Origin of the sequence: Lactiplantibacillus sp. B652 (assembly GCF_023806745.1) — a bacterium.
Lineage (GTDB): Bacteria > Bacillota > Bacilli > Lactobacillales > Lactobacillaceae > Lactiplantibacillus > Lactiplantibacillus pentosus.
In genome coordinates, this window is the sequence record NZ_JAMSKY010000015.1 from 32,851 (window position 1) to 47,686 (window position 14,836).

26 protein-coding genes, 8 tRNA genes and 3 pseudogenes are annotated in these 14,836 nt (G+C 41.0%); 13 read left to right on the forward strand and 24 right to left on the reverse strand.

Features of this window, described 5'->3' with window-relative positions; genetic code table 11:
• Positions 1 to 37: 37 nt before the first annotated feature.
• The 18 genes and pseudogenes from MZO40_RS14670 to MZO40_RS14755 all read right to left on the reverse strand — a co-directional run bounded on the left by MZO40_RS14670 (position 38) and on the right by MZO40_RS14755 (position 7,438).
• Positions 38 to 394 (reverse strand): hypothetical protein, encoded by a 357-nt coding sequence (locus MZO40_RS14670; protein ID WP_252133380.1) that lies wholly within the window; start codon positions 392 to 394, stop codon positions 38 to 40.
• Positions 394 to 639, reverse strand: a complete 246-nt coding sequence (locus MZO40_RS14675; RefSeq protein ID WP_050339244.1) for a hypothetical protein — start codon at positions 637 to 639, stop codon at positions 394 to 396. The genes MZO40_RS14670 and MZO40_RS14675 overlap by 1 nt, the downstream gene beginning before the upstream one ends.
• Complete coding sequence (locus tag MZO40_RS14680; protein WP_050339245.1) at positions 636 to 830, reverse strand: hypothetical protein; 195 nt, start codon at positions 828 to 830, stop codon at positions 636 to 638. The genes MZO40_RS14675 and MZO40_RS14680 overlap by 4 nt, the downstream gene beginning before the upstream one ends.
• Before the next feature lie 57 nt (positions 831 to 887).
• Positions 888 to 960, reverse strand: a tRNA-Met gene (locus MZO40_RS14685).
• 86 nt (positions 961 to 1,046) lie between these two features.
• A pseudogene (locus MZO40_RS14690) lies at positions 1,047 to 1,361 on the reverse strand (HNH endonuclease); the annotation flags it as partial.
• Positions 1,330 to 1,500 carry a hypothetical protein gene (locus MZO40_RS14695; protein WP_003641389.1) on the reverse strand — a complete coding sequence of 57 codons (171 nt, stop codon included), beginning with the start codon at positions 1,498 to 1,500 and terminating at the stop codon, positions 1,330 to 1,332. The pseudogene MZO40_RS14690 and the gene MZO40_RS14695, both read right to left, overlap by 32 nt.
• Before the next feature lie 513 nt (positions 1,501 to 2,013).
• Positions 2,014 to 2,096 (reverse strand) — tRNA-Tyr (locus MZO40_RS14700).
• A gap of 133 nt (positions 2,097 to 2,229) precedes the next feature.
• Positions 2,230 to 2,697, reverse strand: a complete 468-nt coding sequence (locus tag MZO40_RS14705; protein WP_016511185.1) for an ArpU family phage packaging/lysis transcriptional regulator — start codon at positions 2,695 to 2,697, stop codon at positions 2,230 to 2,232.
• A 216-nt stretch (positions 2,698 to 2,913) separates the two neighbouring features.
• Positions 2,914 to 3,222, reverse strand: a complete 309-nt coding sequence (locus tag MZO40_RS14710) for a hypothetical protein (protein WP_050339248.1) — start codon at positions 3,220 to 3,222, stop codon at positions 2,914 to 2,916.
• Between the two features lie 156 nt (positions 3,223 to 3,378).
• Positions 3,379 to 4,254 (reverse strand): ATP-binding protein, encoded by an 876-nt coding sequence (locus MZO40_RS14715; protein WP_252133381.1) that lies wholly within the window; start codon positions 4,252 to 4,254, stop codon positions 3,379 to 3,381.
• A complete protein-coding gene (locus tag MZO40_RS14720) occupies positions 4,248 to 5,051 on the reverse strand; it encodes a hypothetical protein (RefSeq protein WP_050339250.1) in 804 nt (267 codons plus the stop codon). Before MZO40_RS14720 ends, MZO40_RS14715 begins: the two co-directional genes overlap by 7 nt.
• 49 nt (positions 5,052 to 5,100) lie before the next feature.
• On the reverse strand, positions 5,101 to 5,793 hold the full coding sequence (locus MZO40_RS14725; protein ID WP_050339251.1) for a putative HNHc nuclease: 693 nt from the start codon (positions 5,791 to 5,793) through the stop codon (positions 5,101 to 5,103).
• Between the two features lie 19 nt (positions 5,794 to 5,812).
• Complete coding sequence (locus tag MZO40_RS14730; RefSeq protein ID WP_050339252.1) at positions 5,813 to 6,118, reverse strand: hypothetical protein; 306 nt, start codon at positions 6,116 to 6,118, stop codon at positions 5,813 to 5,815.
• On the reverse strand, positions 6,119 to 6,289 hold the full coding sequence (locus MZO40_RS14735; protein WP_162985047.1) for a hypothetical protein: 171 nt from the start codon (positions 6,287 to 6,289) through the stop codon (positions 6,119 to 6,121).
• A gap of 42 nt (positions 6,290 to 6,331) precedes the next feature.
• On the reverse strand, positions 6,332 to 6,562 hold the full coding sequence (locus MZO40_RS14740; protein WP_050339253.1) for a hypothetical protein: 231 nt from the start codon (positions 6,560 to 6,562) through the stop codon (positions 6,332 to 6,334).
• Positions 6,563 to 6,573: 11 nt separating this feature from the next.
• Entirely contained in the window at positions 6,574 to 6,774 is a 201-nt protein-coding gene (locus MZO40_RS14745; protein WP_050339254.1) for a hypothetical protein, read from the reverse strand.
• A gap of 11 nt (positions 6,775 to 6,785) precedes the next feature.
• Positions 6,786 to 7,025 (reverse strand): hypothetical protein, encoded by a 240-nt coding sequence (locus tag MZO40_RS14750; protein WP_050339255.1) that lies wholly within the window; start codon positions 7,023 to 7,025, stop codon positions 6,786 to 6,788.
• A gap of 134 nt (positions 7,026 to 7,159) precedes the next feature.
• Positions 7,160 to 7,438 (reverse strand): hypothetical protein, encoded by a 279-nt coding sequence (locus MZO40_RS14755; protein ID WP_050339256.1) that lies wholly within the window; start codon positions 7,436 to 7,438, stop codon positions 7,160 to 7,162.
• Between the two features lie 67 nt (positions 7,439 to 7,505).
• Here MZO40_RS14755 and MZO40_RS14760 point away from each other — a divergent pair, with 67 nt between their 5' ends.
• A complete protein-coding gene (locus MZO40_RS14760; RefSeq protein WP_016058354.1) occupies positions 7,506 to 7,832 on the forward strand; it encodes a hypothetical protein in 327 nt (108 codons plus the stop codon).
• Here the strand turns inward: MZO40_RS14760 and MZO40_RS17460 are convergent.
• The 4 genes from MZO40_RS17460 to MZO40_RS14775 are packed head-to-tail and all read right to left on the reverse strand — an operon-like array spanning position 7,804 to position 9,103.
• A complete protein-coding gene (locus tag MZO40_RS17460; RefSeq protein WP_015380502.1) occupies positions 7,804 to 7,935 on the reverse strand; it encodes a hypothetical protein in 132 nt (43 codons plus the stop codon). The two genes, MZO40_RS14760 and MZO40_RS17460, sit on opposite strands and share 29 nt — an antisense overlap.
• A gap of 12 nt (positions 7,936 to 7,947) precedes the next feature.
• Complete coding sequence (locus MZO40_RS14765) at positions 7,948 to 8,157, reverse strand: hypothetical protein (protein WP_050339257.1); 210 nt, start codon at positions 8,155 to 8,157, stop codon at positions 7,948 to 7,950.
• Between the two features lie 11 nt (positions 8,158 to 8,168).
• On the reverse strand, positions 8,169 to 8,867 hold the full coding sequence (locus MZO40_RS14770; protein ID WP_050339258.1) for a Rha family transcriptional regulator: 699 nt from the start codon (positions 8,865 to 8,867) through the stop codon (positions 8,169 to 8,171).
• 14 nt (positions 8,868 to 8,881) lie between these two features.
• A complete protein-coding gene (locus MZO40_RS14775; RefSeq protein WP_015380504.1) occupies positions 8,882 to 9,103 on the reverse strand; it encodes a hypothetical protein in 222 nt (73 codons plus the stop codon).
• Positions 9,104 to 9,361: 258 nt separating this feature from the next.
• Between MZO40_RS14775 and MZO40_RS14780 the strand changes: the two genes are divergently transcribed.
• The 12 genes and pseudogenes from MZO40_RS14780 (at position 9,362) to MZO40_RS14830 (ending at position 13,662) form a co-directional block, all read left to right on the forward strand.
• On the forward strand, positions 9,362 to 9,688 hold the full coding sequence (locus MZO40_RS14780; RefSeq protein WP_050339259.1) for a helix-turn-helix domain-containing protein: 327 nt from the start codon (positions 9,362 to 9,364) through the stop codon (positions 9,686 to 9,688).
• A 6-nt stretch (positions 9,689 to 9,694) separates the two neighbouring features.
• Entirely contained in the window at positions 9,695 to 10,108 is a 414-nt protein-coding gene (locus MZO40_RS14785; RefSeq protein ID WP_016511001.1) for an ImmA/IrrE family metallo-endopeptidase, read from the forward strand.
• Between the two features lie 64 nt (positions 10,109 to 10,172).
• Entirely contained in the window at positions 10,173 to 10,379 is a 207-nt protein-coding gene (locus MZO40_RS14790) for a hypothetical protein (protein ID WP_050339260.1), read from the forward strand.
• Positions 10,380 to 10,563: 184 nt separating this feature from the next.
• Positions 10,564 to 10,649: pseudogene (locus tag MZO40_RS14795) on the forward strand.
• 14 nt (positions 10,650 to 10,663) lie between these two features.
• Positions 10,664 to 10,737: transfer RNA gene (locus tag MZO40_RS14800), tRNA-Ile, on the forward strand.
• A gap of 5 nt (positions 10,738 to 10,742) precedes the next feature.
• Positions 10,743 to 10,839: transfer RNA gene (locus MZO40_RS14805), tRNA-OTHER, on the forward strand.
• A 26-nt stretch (positions 10,840 to 10,865) separates the two neighbouring features.
• Entirely contained in the window at positions 10,866 to 11,048 is a 183-nt protein-coding gene (locus MZO40_RS14810; protein ID WP_050339261.1) for a hypothetical protein, read from the forward strand.
• Between the two features lie 47 nt (positions 11,049 to 11,095).
• Positions 11,096 to 11,186: transfer RNA gene (locus MZO40_RS14815), tRNA-OTHER, on the forward strand.
• A gap of 40 nt (positions 11,187 to 11,226) precedes the next feature.
• A pseudogene (locus tag MZO40_RS17535) lies at positions 11,227 to 11,456 on the forward strand (hypothetical protein).
• 52 nt (positions 11,457 to 11,508) lie between these two features.
• Positions 11,509 to 11,590: transfer RNA gene (locus tag MZO40_RS14820), tRNA-OTHER, on the forward strand.
• 239 nt (positions 11,591 to 11,829) lie between these two features.
• Positions 11,830 to 11,921 (forward strand) — tRNA-OTHER (locus MZO40_RS14825).
• 583 nt (positions 11,922 to 12,504) lie between these two features.
• Positions 12,505 to 13,662, forward strand: a complete 1,158-nt coding sequence (locus MZO40_RS14830; protein ID WP_252133382.1) for a site-specific integrase — start codon at positions 12,505 to 12,507, stop codon at positions 13,660 to 13,662.
• Positions 13,663 to 13,812: 150 nt separating this feature from the next.
• On the opposite strand, the gene MZO40_RS14835 is transcribed toward MZO40_RS14830, so the two are convergent.
• Positions 13,813 to 13,897 (reverse strand) — tRNA-Leu (locus MZO40_RS14835).
• Positions 13,898 to 13,952: 55 nt separating this feature from the next.
• A complete protein-coding gene (thrB, locus tag MZO40_RS14840; protein ID WP_105961510.1) occupies positions 13,953 to 14,828 on the reverse strand; it encodes a homoserine kinase in 876 nt (291 codons plus the stop codon).
• Between the last annotated feature and the right edge of the window lie 8 nt (positions 14,829 to 14,836).

A 14,836-nucleotide genomic window follows, 5' to 3' on the forward strand; every position in this document is an offset into this window, starting at 1 on the left:
ACAACCTGACATGCGACAGACTTTCATTCTCATAACATCACCGGCATAAGTCTACATACACATTAATGTTGTTATCTGTACCGTCATTCGTGTAATCATAGTTTACAAGGTAATTAGCGTTATAGAACGCTTCAGCAATCTGTAACACTTTGAACCGGCTCAGCATTGGTTTGGTTGAACTAAATAGTAAATACTTGGTAGTGAAGTCTAACGCCACATCTGCTACTTCCTTGTTTACTTTCTCCCAGTCTTCATCAGTCATAACGTCATAGGCTCTCTTGTGGAATGATAGTGAATCTAGCTTGAGCGGGCTGCCACTAATCTGTGCATAGCTCTCCTTCACTTCACCAAGTACGTCATCTACATTCTCTGCTGTAATTGCTTTAAGATTCATTACTTGTCAGCTCCTTTGCTGTTGTTGTGTTCTTGTAATTGATTAGCACGCACGGTTAAGAGTACGGCTTGCAATGAGTCTGCATAGTTCGAGCCTGATGTCTTTGACCATGATAAAGCTGTCTTATCTGCAAGTTGACCAATAAACCAAGTCAGTTCTTCATAGGTCAGGTTGCCACCAATTTCAATCTTGAAGTGATTACTGTCTAACTTTCTCATGAGTATATGCGTAGAGTTCTCATTCACAGCAAGTCAGCTCCCTTCTCAGTGGCTGATAGCTCTGTAGTCAGGAACTCTAACAACTTGGCTAAGTCTGAGCGTCTAATCTGCATAGTAACTGTGTCGCCACTCACTGTATCAGTTGTAACCAGTAAGCCATGTGTCTTGTTGATACTGAGCTTGGCCGTCTCACCAAAGCCGTCATGATAAACTAGCATGTTAATCCCTCCATAATTAAAGACAACAAAAAAGCCTAGCGCTTGGCTAGACTAGAATTGCAGAGACTGGAATCGAACCAGTACCATTCTTGTTTATGAAACAAGTAAGCGTCCACCGCTTTGCCCTGCACTAATTAATAGACTGAGAATACATCTATCAGCAACAGTCTTTAACAGCCTTATTTATTAGCTGCGTTTCCACTCAATCCCTTGAGTAACTGTCATAGCTGGTGTGACAGTGCCTTGAGCTTTACAGTATGCACATAAGTAATGGTCACGCTCTAGGACTCGTTGCCTTAGATGTGACCATTGCCTTGTCCGATAGAAGTTGTATTGCTGACGCTTATCCTCATTACGATAACGTGTAACCGTGTTGCACTTGTGCGTGTACTGTTTGTCATTGCTACGTGCCCAACGTTGCCGACTAGCCAAGTACTCAGCTTCATACTCATAGTGCTGCTGACAATAGTGGTCAGGGAAAGTGACCATCGCATGGCAGTTAGGATAGCGGCATCTTCTTGTCCTTGGCATGTTGCTTTCTCCGTTTCTTTTCCAAACTAAAAGCGCCATGCTGTTTAGCACGGCGCTTCATCCATTTATCTAAGTGGGCATCCATCTCTGCTTCTTGTGGCGTGACGTAGCCATATTTTGTATTAATCATCTTTGCCATGAGTTGCCTCGTTGCTTGAACAGAATGGATATTGTCCACCAAATAATTCTAGGTTAACTTTTTTCCAATCATTCTCAATGACCCAGTTGTCTTTCATATTCATTGTGATACCTCCTAATCGTATATATTAAAAAAGCCTGACGTAAGCCAGACTTATGTATTGCTGTCTCATAAGATGGCGATCCCATTAATCAACAATACGATTTCATATAATACTATATCTCACATTATTTGAGTTGTAATACGCACTAAAGTACTTCACAAAAAAACTCCCGCCAATAAGCGAGAGCAGTTTGAAGGATTACTGAGAATGCCTGAGGGATCTAAAGCCCCCTTTCAGTATCTATATACAATACCACAGCGCGCCTGTTCCTGCAGGCAATCTGGTGGTCGTTTGATTGCGCGTCTTATGTAGGTGCCGTCCAGTTTTCCGCACTGAACAGCAAGCAAGTAAGCATAGGTTATTGTTGATTCAAATATTCACGCACTATCATTGCGTACTTACTTGCTTAATGGCGGCGGTAGGAATCGAACCTACTCACCCAATGGGATCGGTTTTACAGACCGACACAGCTCTCCATCTCTGACGCACCGCCGTGACGATAGGCTAACAAGCTGGGGTGGCTTACCTATCTATCGATAATACTAATTTACTCCCCTTTTTGACTTATTTACCGGAATCAACACGGAAACTTGTCGGAATTTACTCGGAATTTTGTCGGAGTAAATTCAGTCCTCGTCGTAGTGAGCAATAATCTCTGGCTCATACTTTTTAACGATCAGGTCTTCCACGCCATCCGGATATATCTCAGCGAACATTAACTGGGCTTGTTTCAAATACTTATTAAATGTTTTGTCGGATATATTCAGGCTAATCATGCACTTAGTTTTCGAATACCGTTTAACATAGAGCAGCATTAATAGCTCTGAATATTTCTCCGTTTCTTCATCAATTGTAACAGCTTCAATGACCTTGACAACTAAATTAGCCATAAAATCATCGTTAGCTTTACTAACTTGCTTGTCTTCAATATGGTTGCCATAGCTAGGACTTTTAGGCATTCCGTCCATTGCTGGACTTTGCAGGTTGAAATTAACCCTGCGAGCTCGTAGTCGCCATTTCCAATAGTCTTTTAGCACCCGTTCCGCATTAGCAATTGTTCGTTCTTCATCAACGTCCTTAAAAATGCTCTCCATCATGCCACCCCCTTGTTTTGACTGTGCTATAATTAATTTTGTAGGTATCAATCGTAGCACGGTCAGCAATGGCAGCGCTTTTTATATGTTATACTGGCAACGGTCATTCGAGTGGCCCTATGACTGGTCGCCTTAGTAGGCGGCTTTTTGTTTGCTTCGGCATGTTGCTTCATTCGCCGGTGCTTCCGTTTAATCGTTGAACGCTTCTTAGTGTGTTTAGGCATTCTCGTCCTCCGTAATGTAGTATTTGTTTTCGTCAATCGCACGAATACGATTATCCAGCCAAGCGTTACTGTGTTTTAGCTCCTGAGACGTCCTAGTTTTACCCTGCTTGCCTTCCATGACTAATTTAATGGCATTATACTGGGTACGCGTAATCTCCATGTAATCGCCTGATACGGTCTTAATTCCAGGCATCTTATGCAAGTTAGCTAATTTGCTCTCAGGCACGTTAGCCATGCTGCCATATCTCACTTCTAGCTTATGAATTACTTCCAGCTCTTTCGACCAATTTTTGCTTGTCATAAACAATCTTCCTTTCAAACTCTTGTTCATATTGTTTATGTTTATTATTCACACAGTTAGGACATGGGTCAAATGTGAAACCATAACTCCCAAGTGGTTGTTGAACGACTTTACTACCATGACATAATTCACAACTCATACACTTCTCGCTCCTTTCTATTCAACTAATCCGCGGTGGTCTGGAATATTTGCAAACGTGATTCCATTATTAACACCGTGGTTTTTCATTCTGCTTAATGTTCTGTCACCATATCTTGCAGTTAAGTCGCTACCAATTAAGTTAGTGGTCACAATCACCGTCTTGTTTTCTCGGTCACGCCAGAATGCATCCGCCAAATCTAACGAATACTCGGTGCCACGTTCACTACCAAAATCATCTAAAATAACGACATCAGCGTTCTTTATCTCAGCCATGGTTTTATTGATTTGTTTTGCCATCTGATCGTCATTAAAAGACTGTTTCTTGCGTTCGATAAGTTCACGCCAGTCAATAAAGATAATTTTCCAACTAAAGAACGTTTCAACTGGCTTGCCATTCTTCATCACAGTCTTTAATAACTTGTAACCAGACCGCTCTAATATCCAGCACATCATGCCTACAGCAAGGTGCGTCTTCCCACGCCCTGTTGCACCAATCATCAACGTGTGGATTGTTTCACCGTTAATAATGCGATTAGCTATCGTACGACTACGCTCTAAGACTTGTTTGCTAGCATCACTCGATACTGTATAATTACTAAAGCGACGGTTAAAGACATCAAAACTGCTAAAAATACTGTAGGTATTAATATAGCCTAGCGCTTCGTTTTTATGTGCGGATGCTGTCAGGGCTTTGTTATCTGGTATTTCACGGTGGTTAATGTCTTCCATATAGCCGCAACTAGGGCATGCACCGGCCATTTTTTGGCCCGTACGCTTGTTTAAAATCTGTGGTCGTAGTAACGGTTTCCCACAAACGGGACAGTTAACCCCATAGGTTTCAAACACCTTAGACATTAGGTTAGTGACTACATCGCCTACGGTTTTTACCATGGCTGGTCACTATCCTTAACTTCTCTACCCTCAAGGGTAAAGCCGTTAGACCGACCACTTCCTGAACGTCCAAATTCTTTCCGTGGTTGATTTAATTGGCTTTGCCCTTGTTTGTCCCTTTTAGCCCAGTTGCGAATGGTTGCCAGATAGTTCTTATACGCCTTGCCATTCATACTGCAATACTCAGAAACGCGTTCGATTCGGCCCTGCCAGTCAGAAGGAAACTCCGATTTAAGTTTCTCCAGTTGTTCATCTGTCAGCAAGACATTTTGGTATTGTCCATATTTGTGTCGTGCTGGTTTGGCTTTGCCTGGCTTGGGCTTACCTGGCTCTATATACTTACCTTTACTAACCTTACCTAACCTATCCTTACCTAACCTAACCTCGGTATGACAATTGCCTACCAAGTGTCCGTCATTTGGTTGACCGTTGGTTGACACTTGACTACCGAAAGGTAATTTACTATAACTAGCGTCTTCATTTAGCTCTAATTGTTTAAGCTCACTAGTATATTTCGTGGGGTGCTTACGATCTGATCGGATGTAATTATGAATATGCCAATCTTTAATCACAGTGACGCCATTCTCAAACGGAATAAGATACTGCTTGGCTAACAAAATTTTCAAATCATCGTCACTTGAACCAGTCATCCGCATAATGGATTTTGTATTACCCACAAACCCATCATCATCAGCATGCATATTCAAATGAAAATATAGTAGCTGAGCTGACTTAGGCATATCCATAAACAAATCAGAATCCGTGATCGTATTACTAAACATTCTTCTCTGTGCCATCTCTTAATCCTCCCTTGTTTACTAGTAGGCATTCCACCCACCCGGTGTATTAGTCACTGCTGTATTTACCTTTCAAGCCAATTCGTTTTAACGTTTCTTTATCTAGTTTTATGCCATCTACCGGAACGTGGTATTTTGCACTAAATGCCACGGAGCCAATTTGTTCAATCTCGCTGTGATGGACTCGACACAATGCCATAACGTGCCGTTTGGTGTGGTCAACGTGTGTTCTGTTCAAGCCGGCTCCGATAACGTCTACATGATGGATATCAGCACGATTACCACAGATCATGCAAACTCGATGACGGCAACACTGGAACAGGTAATACTCTTGCTCACGTGGCAATAGCTTATAGCCTTCCTTGAACGGCACGTGCCACTCAAACATGAAGTCGATAACTAGGTCGAGTAACTGGTTAGCATCGCTCACAGACGATTCTGTGGTGTCTGACAGGCTAATCTGCTTGCCAAACGTATATGACTCATACTGCAAATAAAACAAGTTTTTCAAGAAGTCTGTCGGCATGCCTGACCACGTATAGATGTCACTAAGCAACGCGAAGAACAAGCGTCGTTGTTGTGGACTAGCTTTACGTGTGTCAGCTAATTCAGAGTACGTGTAGTATTCGTCATCAGAACCACTTACCGTCTCAACATGGTCAAGGTTAGGCTTATGGGTGAGCTTCTGAACCTGATACCACTCGCCATCTTTTTCAATTAACTTAGTCGGTAGCAGTTCCACACGATCACCTCTGCCTAATTTATATCACCGAATTATCTTTTAAAGTCTCCAGCAAAAATTTTCCACCAGACAAGCCTTCATCCGCATCTTCAAATTGCTGTTCCAATCCACCTAAGTAACTTTCTAGTTCTAATAACAACCAGTCATATTCGTTAAACAGTGCAATCTTTTCCTCATCGTCTAGGTCGTCAAACGAAACAATTTTTTGACGTGCCTGTACCGCCTTGTAGGCAAAGTCAGCAGCGCTTGTGGCTGCAGATAACTTTTTTTCTACACGATTAAGTTTCATTTCAAATGATTGGCATTCAGATAGTAAGTCCACCATTTATTTCAGCCCCCTATTAAACATCCATGAATTCAAGCAAAACGCCATTGCCATATTATTTTGAATTAGCAGCCATTCTGGAGTTAATTCTTGTGGATCGATTGATGCAATCCGTGTAATGCCATGAAGAATGCAATCCTGTTGTTCTTTGTAAGGTAATGGATTATCCATAACTACCGTCCTCACTTTCTTAGCACTTGCAAACATTTCTGGTTAGCGATAATATATACGCATACCTTGAATTGTTTTCTTGCTCCCTACTCTTGTAATCCACTCCAGTAGGGAGTATTTTTGTCTTTTAGCTTGCAAACGAGACCGCTTTGGAATAAAGTAAGTGTTGGTACTAATCATCTCTTCCATTAGCCCATCGTTAGCCATTACTAGCGATGGCTTTTTTTGCGCTCGTTTCCACTCGTGGAGTGGTAAAATTGATACTTTTTGCATGATCATTCCTCCTACTTGAGCACTTGAATACCATTGGTAATGATTTCAAATTGCTGGCCATTCTCTTTTACTACAGCTACATCTTTTTTTGTGCGCAACGTGAACGGAATTTGCTTAATTTCAACTACTCTGCCAACACCGGCTTCTCGTATTAATTGGCCGCAACTATACTCAGCCTTGTAACTCACTCGATCACCTACATGAACTTTCATGATCATTCCTCCTAATACATTGGTGGCAATGTAAATGTCCATCCATCGTCGTTTTCTTCATCTGGCTCGCAAACATTAATATCGTGTTCTTGCAATTCGCCAATAAATTCTTCCGAATATCCAAAGCACGGGCGCCGCTTAATGATTCCATCTGTATCGTACGTGATAGCGTTAATCAGCTCACGTTCATCTGCACGAATTGCGTTATACTTACGTGCTCTTAACGCGTGCTCAATGTTTTCTTCATACATATCGTTTCCTCCTAAATTCCAAACCAGTTTCTAATCTCTCGGCGTTTGCACCACACGGTTGTTAGCGCCCAGGTTAATGCCGCTACTTCTACCATGGCAATTCCTCCCAATAAATGGCCCCTCGCATAGACTATTTATAATTCATGATCTTCATAATATTTATCAGCGGATTTTTTTGAAATCCGTTGAACTCCGTCAACAACGGAAACCCTCAAACCGTCAACAATGAATTTGTCTAAAGTTTTGTCACTAACATTCATGTAAATTTGAGCTTCCTGTTTCTTCATCCAATACGGTAAAGCTTCACGGTCCATCATACTTTTAAATACAGATTTGATTATCCCTGTTAGCTCTTGCTTGATTGGCTCTAATACCTTGCTAGGCAGGCTTAAAGAGATGTCGTTAGATTCCATGTAACTCGCCTCCTATGTTTGCTTAGTTGTATACTTTGCTTATCCCAATAAATCGAGGTGATAAGATATGGATGGTTTGGATAAACTGGTGTCCGATTTTGATCGCATGAGCAACAATGCCAAAGAACTTGATGGCGATCATAAAGTTTCCTTTGAGAATTTATTTACCAATGATTTCTTGAACAAATATACAAGCTTCAAGACAACAGGTGATTTGCTAAGCGCTATCCCGGCAGATAACGTTAAATCCTTTGATGATTTTGATAAACCTGTAGTTGACGAAATCATTAACAAAAATTCACAGTTTTCAAGTTTTACTGAAATGCGAGATGAAGCTATTGAATTTTATGTTCTAAATGGCTTATCTAATGGAACTTCATTTGATATTCAGTAATTTTAGACATCGTATTTTGAAGTTGTTTGACCTGGTCTGATGCCTCGTCAAGCAGCTTTTTTAATTCATCTAAACTTTCAATTGTTACATTTAATTGTTCCATCTAACTCACCTCCTATGCTGGCTGTTCATTTAAGTAAAGGTCGCTCATACCAAGCATGTCCGCTGCTTGTGCTAAAGCGTCATAGTTCGTCGCTTGAACTTCGCTAACTGTGCTCGGCTCCCACTTACCACCGTTAACCCGAGATTTAAGGTTAGGGTTCAACATCGTATCGTTATACTCAAGCAAGAATTTCAGTGCTTCACGTACATTTTCAAATTCCATTGTTTTACCTCCTATGCTGGCTCCTTGTCGAATCGAAGTGACGTCTGTCGAATGATTGTCTTAGTTGCTGTAGACGGTTCCCAATCGTTGATGAAGTCCATTACCATCTGGTAGTCCTTCTTGCGTAGCATTGACCGAGCGCTCACGTTAGCAATCTTCTTGATTCCACTGCCGATATCTTTGAACAGCTCACCTCGTTGTTTCTGTGTGATATGACCATAGCTATGTGCAACTTCCGACACGCGCTGGTTAACACGCCGGTTAAGCGCACTATATTCAGGATTAGGAATAACTTGGTTCTCCTTGAGGTCTTTCACATCGCCCTCCACGCTATCCAGTCGTTGATTAGTTTCCTCATTGGCTTGGAGTGCCAATCTTGCAATCTCTCGTGGTGATGTTGGCAATTTCACTTGTTCTTCCATAGAGTTGAATGCTTCAATGTACTGAAGTTTAAATTTAAGTGCTTTAGTACCAGTGAATCCCATTGCTAACAAAGTAAAACCATCACGGTTCATATAATAGATTGGGTAAGATTGACCGTTCTGTTCGTTAATATATGTCTCCTTTGCGAACATGTGTTGGGTATGCTTATTTTTAAGCAGACCCCCAATTGTTGCTAATACATTACGATGTTCTTTCTCAAACGTTTCAGCTACTTGCAAGCTACTAGTAACGGCTTGTTGGTTCTTCATAATTACTAAATCATTCATGTGGATCATTCCTTTCATTGAATCCCTAAAATTTTGGCCATTTGTGACCGAATCCGTCTTGACTTGGGTTCGTTGCCACCTTTGATTGCACGGTTAACTTGTGGCGGTGTGACCTTTTCGGACTTAGTGGTAAGCATTTCAGCCATTTCTTTTTGAGAAATTTTGTGGCGGCTCAATGCAGTTTTGTATTTAATTTCAATTTCCAATGCGACATCTTCGATTGTTTGTTCTGGCATTTTTACTCCTCCTTTACATAATTTATTCATCAAGTTATTGACTTATATTTAGACTAAGTCTAAAATGAGTGCATACGAAATAAGCAATTTAAAGCCTACTACTATCTAAATCTCTCGCCAAAGTTATTGTTTCGATAGGTGTATTTTTTGTTGCTTAATTACTTGATGAATCAATAATAAGTCTTAGTCTAAAAATAGTCAACAATTAATTAGTCTAAGTCTAATTGTTTTGTCATAGAATTTGGAGAAATCATTGATATGACAGTATTGGATAGAATAAAAAAAGTTTCAAAAAAACGCGGATTTAGTCTAACCCAAGTTAACGACAAGGCAAATTTAGGCAAAAATACTATTTATTCATGGAAAACCAAAGAGCCTAGTATCAATAATTTAAAAGCCGTTGCCGATGTTCTAAATGTTTCTGTTGATTACTTATTGGGCAAAACGGATGACAATTCTACTTCAATGAAGCCCAAACAAGTTGATATTACAGATGACGACTATATTATGACCTATCAGGGTAAGCCTATCCCTCCTGAAGATATGGAGTACATCAAACGCATCTTAAACGGTGGGAAGGACTGATAATATTTGAATATCTACATCAAGCGTTTAATGCAGTATGCTTGGGATCATGGAATATCTTGCATCTTAACAGACAAACTAGATGCATACACTCCGTCGTCAGCCAAACCGGAAAATAACATCGTTTTAATTAACCTAAAATGGCACAATCCGTCTGAAATCGCCTTTCAAATGGCACATGAACTAGGCCACGTTATCAACCATGATGAAGGAATATTATATTTTTCTAGTTTTAGCAATAAATCTAAATACGAGCGCATGGCTAATTTAGAAGCATTGAAAATACTTATTCCAATTTATTTAAGCGAAGTTGATACGTATGCTGACAATAGTGTCATGCCGTTTATGGAAAATTTTGGTATACCCAAACGATTAGAAGATGATGTCGTTAACGCCTTCCGCACTAATGTTAGTAACTAGAAGTTAACTTACTGACCAGATACGGATGTCGGTAAAAGCTGGGGAATTTGGAGGAATAATTGTAATGGGACTACTAATAATGATCGTCATCTTTCTAGCACTATGGAAGATATTAGGAACACTAGGCCACATCTTTTTGCCAATATTAGCCGTACTATTTATCCTGGCAACATGGATTCCTTCACAAGCAATTGTTATGGTGATTTGGGTGCCAATCGCGATATTATATTTTATCGGCTTAGCCGGGTATAAACATGCTAAGTATAACTAGTATAAATATATTTTAATCGGGGTAAAAGCTATGGAATTGTATGTAGGAACGTACAGCACACACGTGTTCGACTTTACCATTGAAATTGGCATCATTTGCTTCATAGCGCTAGTCGTCATGTTAGTTTACTGGATTCATAAACGAAAGTAGCACCCTCGCCCACTACCAGCCTAGCGGGCAACATGCGAGCGTAGTTCAACGGTAGAATAGTACTCCTTTGAGTTGCTGACTAGATACTTTCAGATGCAGGTTCGACTCCTGCCGCTCGCATTTAAATTTTCATTGGACCTTTAGCTCAGTTGGTTAGAGCAGACGGCTCATAACCGTCCGGTCGTTGGTTCGAGTCCAACAAGGTCCATCTTTGCGAGCGTAGTTCAACGGTAGAACGGTTGCTTTATTTTCCCTCGATTAAATAACTCAAACTACTATTCAGATGCAGGTTCGACCCCTGCCGCTCGCATTAAAATAAAGAAAGAAGGCAATACTATGCATCAAGATATTTCAAGGTACGAACTAATAGAAGATATTATCAGTGACTTAACAGCCTTTGTAAAATCTGACGCCATTCTCTACCTATCAAAAGATAGCTATTCCGAAGCAGAATACGACCGTATGCTTAAAGGAATTAAAGACGATTTGGTGACACGCTTCAAGCAAAGAGAGGAATAGTAAAATTTTGCCAGTCAAGCCAATTGAATCATTTCAGTTGGCATCTTGCGAGCGTAGTTCAGCGGTAGAACATTGTTCCAAGTCTTGAAGCCCATTCTTTCTTGGACTACTATGCAGGTCCAACTCCTGCCGCTCGCTTATATCGTCTCTCCCCCAAAATAGAAACGAGGTAATGAATATGGGGAAAATATATACAGACGTTTATAATATCAAGCACGACAATTGTAAAATTGTCAATACTCTACATTCTTTTCAACGTATTTTTATTATCGAAGATGCTCACGGCTCTAGGTTTACTTGTTTAAAGGATGACCCCCCATGCTGAATAAATCAAACACTCATTGGAAACATGCTAGTCCCAGAGACGCGCCCGAAGAGTATGCTGTACCTTACAGCAAGCGAAATTAATTTTTACATCTAAAATAGTGAGACATCAGATAACAAGTTGGTGTCCCCTTATGCGAGCGTAGTTCAATGGCAGAACACTATGCCCCTTCTCTCTCACTAATACTATTATGCAGGTTCGACTCCTGTCGCTCGCATTGTACGTTAATAGCAAATAATTATGGAGGCACCTATGAATATTGATATCACAAAACTATTAGATTGGGGATTGATAGTGCTATCTCTTTACTTAGTTGTAGACACACTTCTGCAAACAAATCATAACAACCCCTACAACATGTTTATAATAACCCTCAAATTAATAGTTGCCATCATCGTGGGATTGTTTGGTATGTACACAACTTTTTACAACATCTATTGAAACTTCTGTTAACATGCGAGCGTAGTTCAACGGTAGAACGATTATTTGCACACTTCTCATAGGTCTCACATCCTATATTGATGCAGGTCCGACTCCTGCCGCTCGCGTTTAAATTTTTGAATATAAAACTTAACAATTATTGGAGATGGTTAGATCGATGAATTTCAATTGGAAATATGCTCTTGTGAATAATATTGACTTTTACCCATTTTTCATAGTGCTGGCATTGGAGGAAACATATCCAAAATCAATATTTGCAGATTCACTATGGATATTGCCAGTTATCTTTATATTTTCATTAATAGCCCATTTTACTCTATATAAACCAGCTATTAAAAGTAATCCTTCACTTGATCAGAAACATTACACTTCAAGCCTAGTCTCGTGGCTGATAATGATCGTAGGAGTTATTGGAATTATATTTGCTGTTTTCTACTATCATTTTCATTATCCTTTAATGTGGATTGCTTTGTTGGCATTAGTTCTTTTAAGAGATACATTCGCTAATAACGACCTGTAAGGAGCAAAAAAGCACATCCCCTCCCGCCAAGAAGTTGGATGTGCTTGCACCAGAATACATTAATCATGTACCCCTTTTGTATACTCTATTTTACTGAAAGAAGGTGTTGCTTGCAATATTTTTTCCAATAATTTGGCCCCTCGCATAGTCAATATGGAGGAAAAAATAAAATGAAAATTACACATAAAATAATTGGTAGCAAACGGGTATATGACGTTCGTGGCTACCTTGGAAAGTATACTGATATTAACGGTAACACCAAAACTAAAACCTATCACCACGGGGGCTTTAGTAGTAGTAAGGCTGCTAAGTTAGCGTTTGATCGCGCCAAAGTTGAATTTAATCAGCGTAAAAACAATCCAGCTGCTATTATGGATAATCCTACTTTCGATGAAGTTTACGAAGTATGGCTAAAGACTTACAAGCTAGGCGTAAAAGAAAGTACTTTGAATCGCGTTGAAGGCATCTTTAAGCACCATATAATGCCTTCTTTCGGTGGCATGAGGATTAATACGATTACATGGCAAAAGTGCCAAGAAGAAGCTTTAAAGTGGCGTGAGAGTGTTAAGCAGTTCAATAAGCTATCCCAATATGCAGCACTAGTTTTCCGGACAGCTCAAAAAATGGGCGTTATTACTACCAACCCAATGAAATTAGTTGACGTCCCAAAAGTTCCCGTTGACTATTCAAAGGATAAAGCAGCTGATAATTTTTGGACTGCTGAGCAATTGGCTACATTTCTATCAGTTGTTGATGCTACCGACGGACACAGAACACAACCACGGTATGACCGTAGTGCACTGTTTTATTTACTTGCTACCACAGGTATGCGGAAAGGTGAAGCACTTGCGTTAACATGGTCGGATATTGATTTTAAGAATGGGATGGTAACAATCAGTAAAACTATCTCTCGTTCAATTGATAACCATCAGATAATATCAACACCCAAAACTAGAAATGCCTACCGCACACTCTCACTGGATAGCTCAACAATCGACCGACTTAAAAAGTATCGCAAGTCGTTAGTAGCCATCCCGCGGGCTAAAGATCTTATCTTTACCAACAAGAAAGGCCAAATCATGTCAGTGATGACACCCAACCATTGGCTCGAGGCCTTGATAGGTGAAACGGACTTACCCACAATCACAGTCCACGGGTTACGTCACACGTTTGCATCAATTCAAGTTGCAAATAATATCAACGTCAAAGCACTACAAATGCAAATGGGTCATAGTGATATTAAAATTACGCTCAATATTTATGCTCATCTATCCCAACAGGAACTGTCTGCACAGGTCTACGATATGAGTAAAATACTGGCTCAATAATCAAAATCTGGTATCGTTTCTGGTATCGCTTTTGTCAAAATAGTATCGTTTTTGTTCCGTTTTATTCCGTATTATTCACTATCATGTATAAAAGAAAAGCCGGTATATCAACGATTAATCGTATCAATACCGACTATTCTGCATAAAAAATGCGGCCAAGAAGATTCGAACTTCCACCGGGTTAACCCCGACAAGATCCTTAATCTTGCGCGTCTGCCAATTCCGCCATGGCCGCATCACAACTCACAAAAAATATAATAACAAAATTTTGTGAGTCTGACAAGCTTATTTTAAGATTTTTGTACTTTTACTCCGGTTGCGTCCATCGGCAATAAGAATAATTGCCCGGTCAATCGGTCATCCTGGCTTAATTTGGTCTGTAAGGTGGCGAGCTGACCGTAGTCGCCTAATGTGATCACGGTCGGACCGGCACCACTTAGATACGTTCCCGTCAACCCGAGTGCATGCGCCTGTTCGCGCACCAGTTGTAGTGCTGGCACGAGCTTAGCGCGGTATTGCTCGTGGAATTGGTCTTGCTCTAACAGCGGCAAGGCTACCTCCCAATTTTGCGTCGCTAAGGCTGCGACTAGCGTATTTGCCACGCTGCTGCCCGCTACCGCCTGATGATAATCTAATTCGGCTGGTAACGCTTGGCGACTGGCGCTAGTCAGTAGGGGTTCGTTGGGCACGTAAACGCTGGCAAACAGGGTCGGCAATGGTAATTTGACGGCGCGCACTTGTTCGCCCACATAGGTTGCCACTACCAGGCCGCCTAAGAGCGCTGGCGCCACGTTGTCAGGATGGCCCTCTAACTGGGTCGCCACTGCCAATAACTCGGCTGAGGAGCGCGTTACCCCCGTCAATTCATTCGCTAAAACGAGGCCTGCAACAATCGCGGTCGAGCTGCTCCCTAGTCCGCGCGCAAGCGGAATCTTGGACGCCATCTGTAAGTGCTGCGGGTGCAAGTCTGGGACCAAGTGCAACGCAGTTTTAATAATCAGATTACGTTCATCCGTCGGAACATCCGCCCCAAATGGGTGATCGATCTGCCAGTGATCACTCGGCTGCAAGACTTGTAACGTCAGCTGCATGTCGAGCGCCAAGCCGATTGAATCAAACCCGGGTCCGAGATTAGCAGAAGTTGCTGGAACAGAAATGGTTAACATCAACTCAC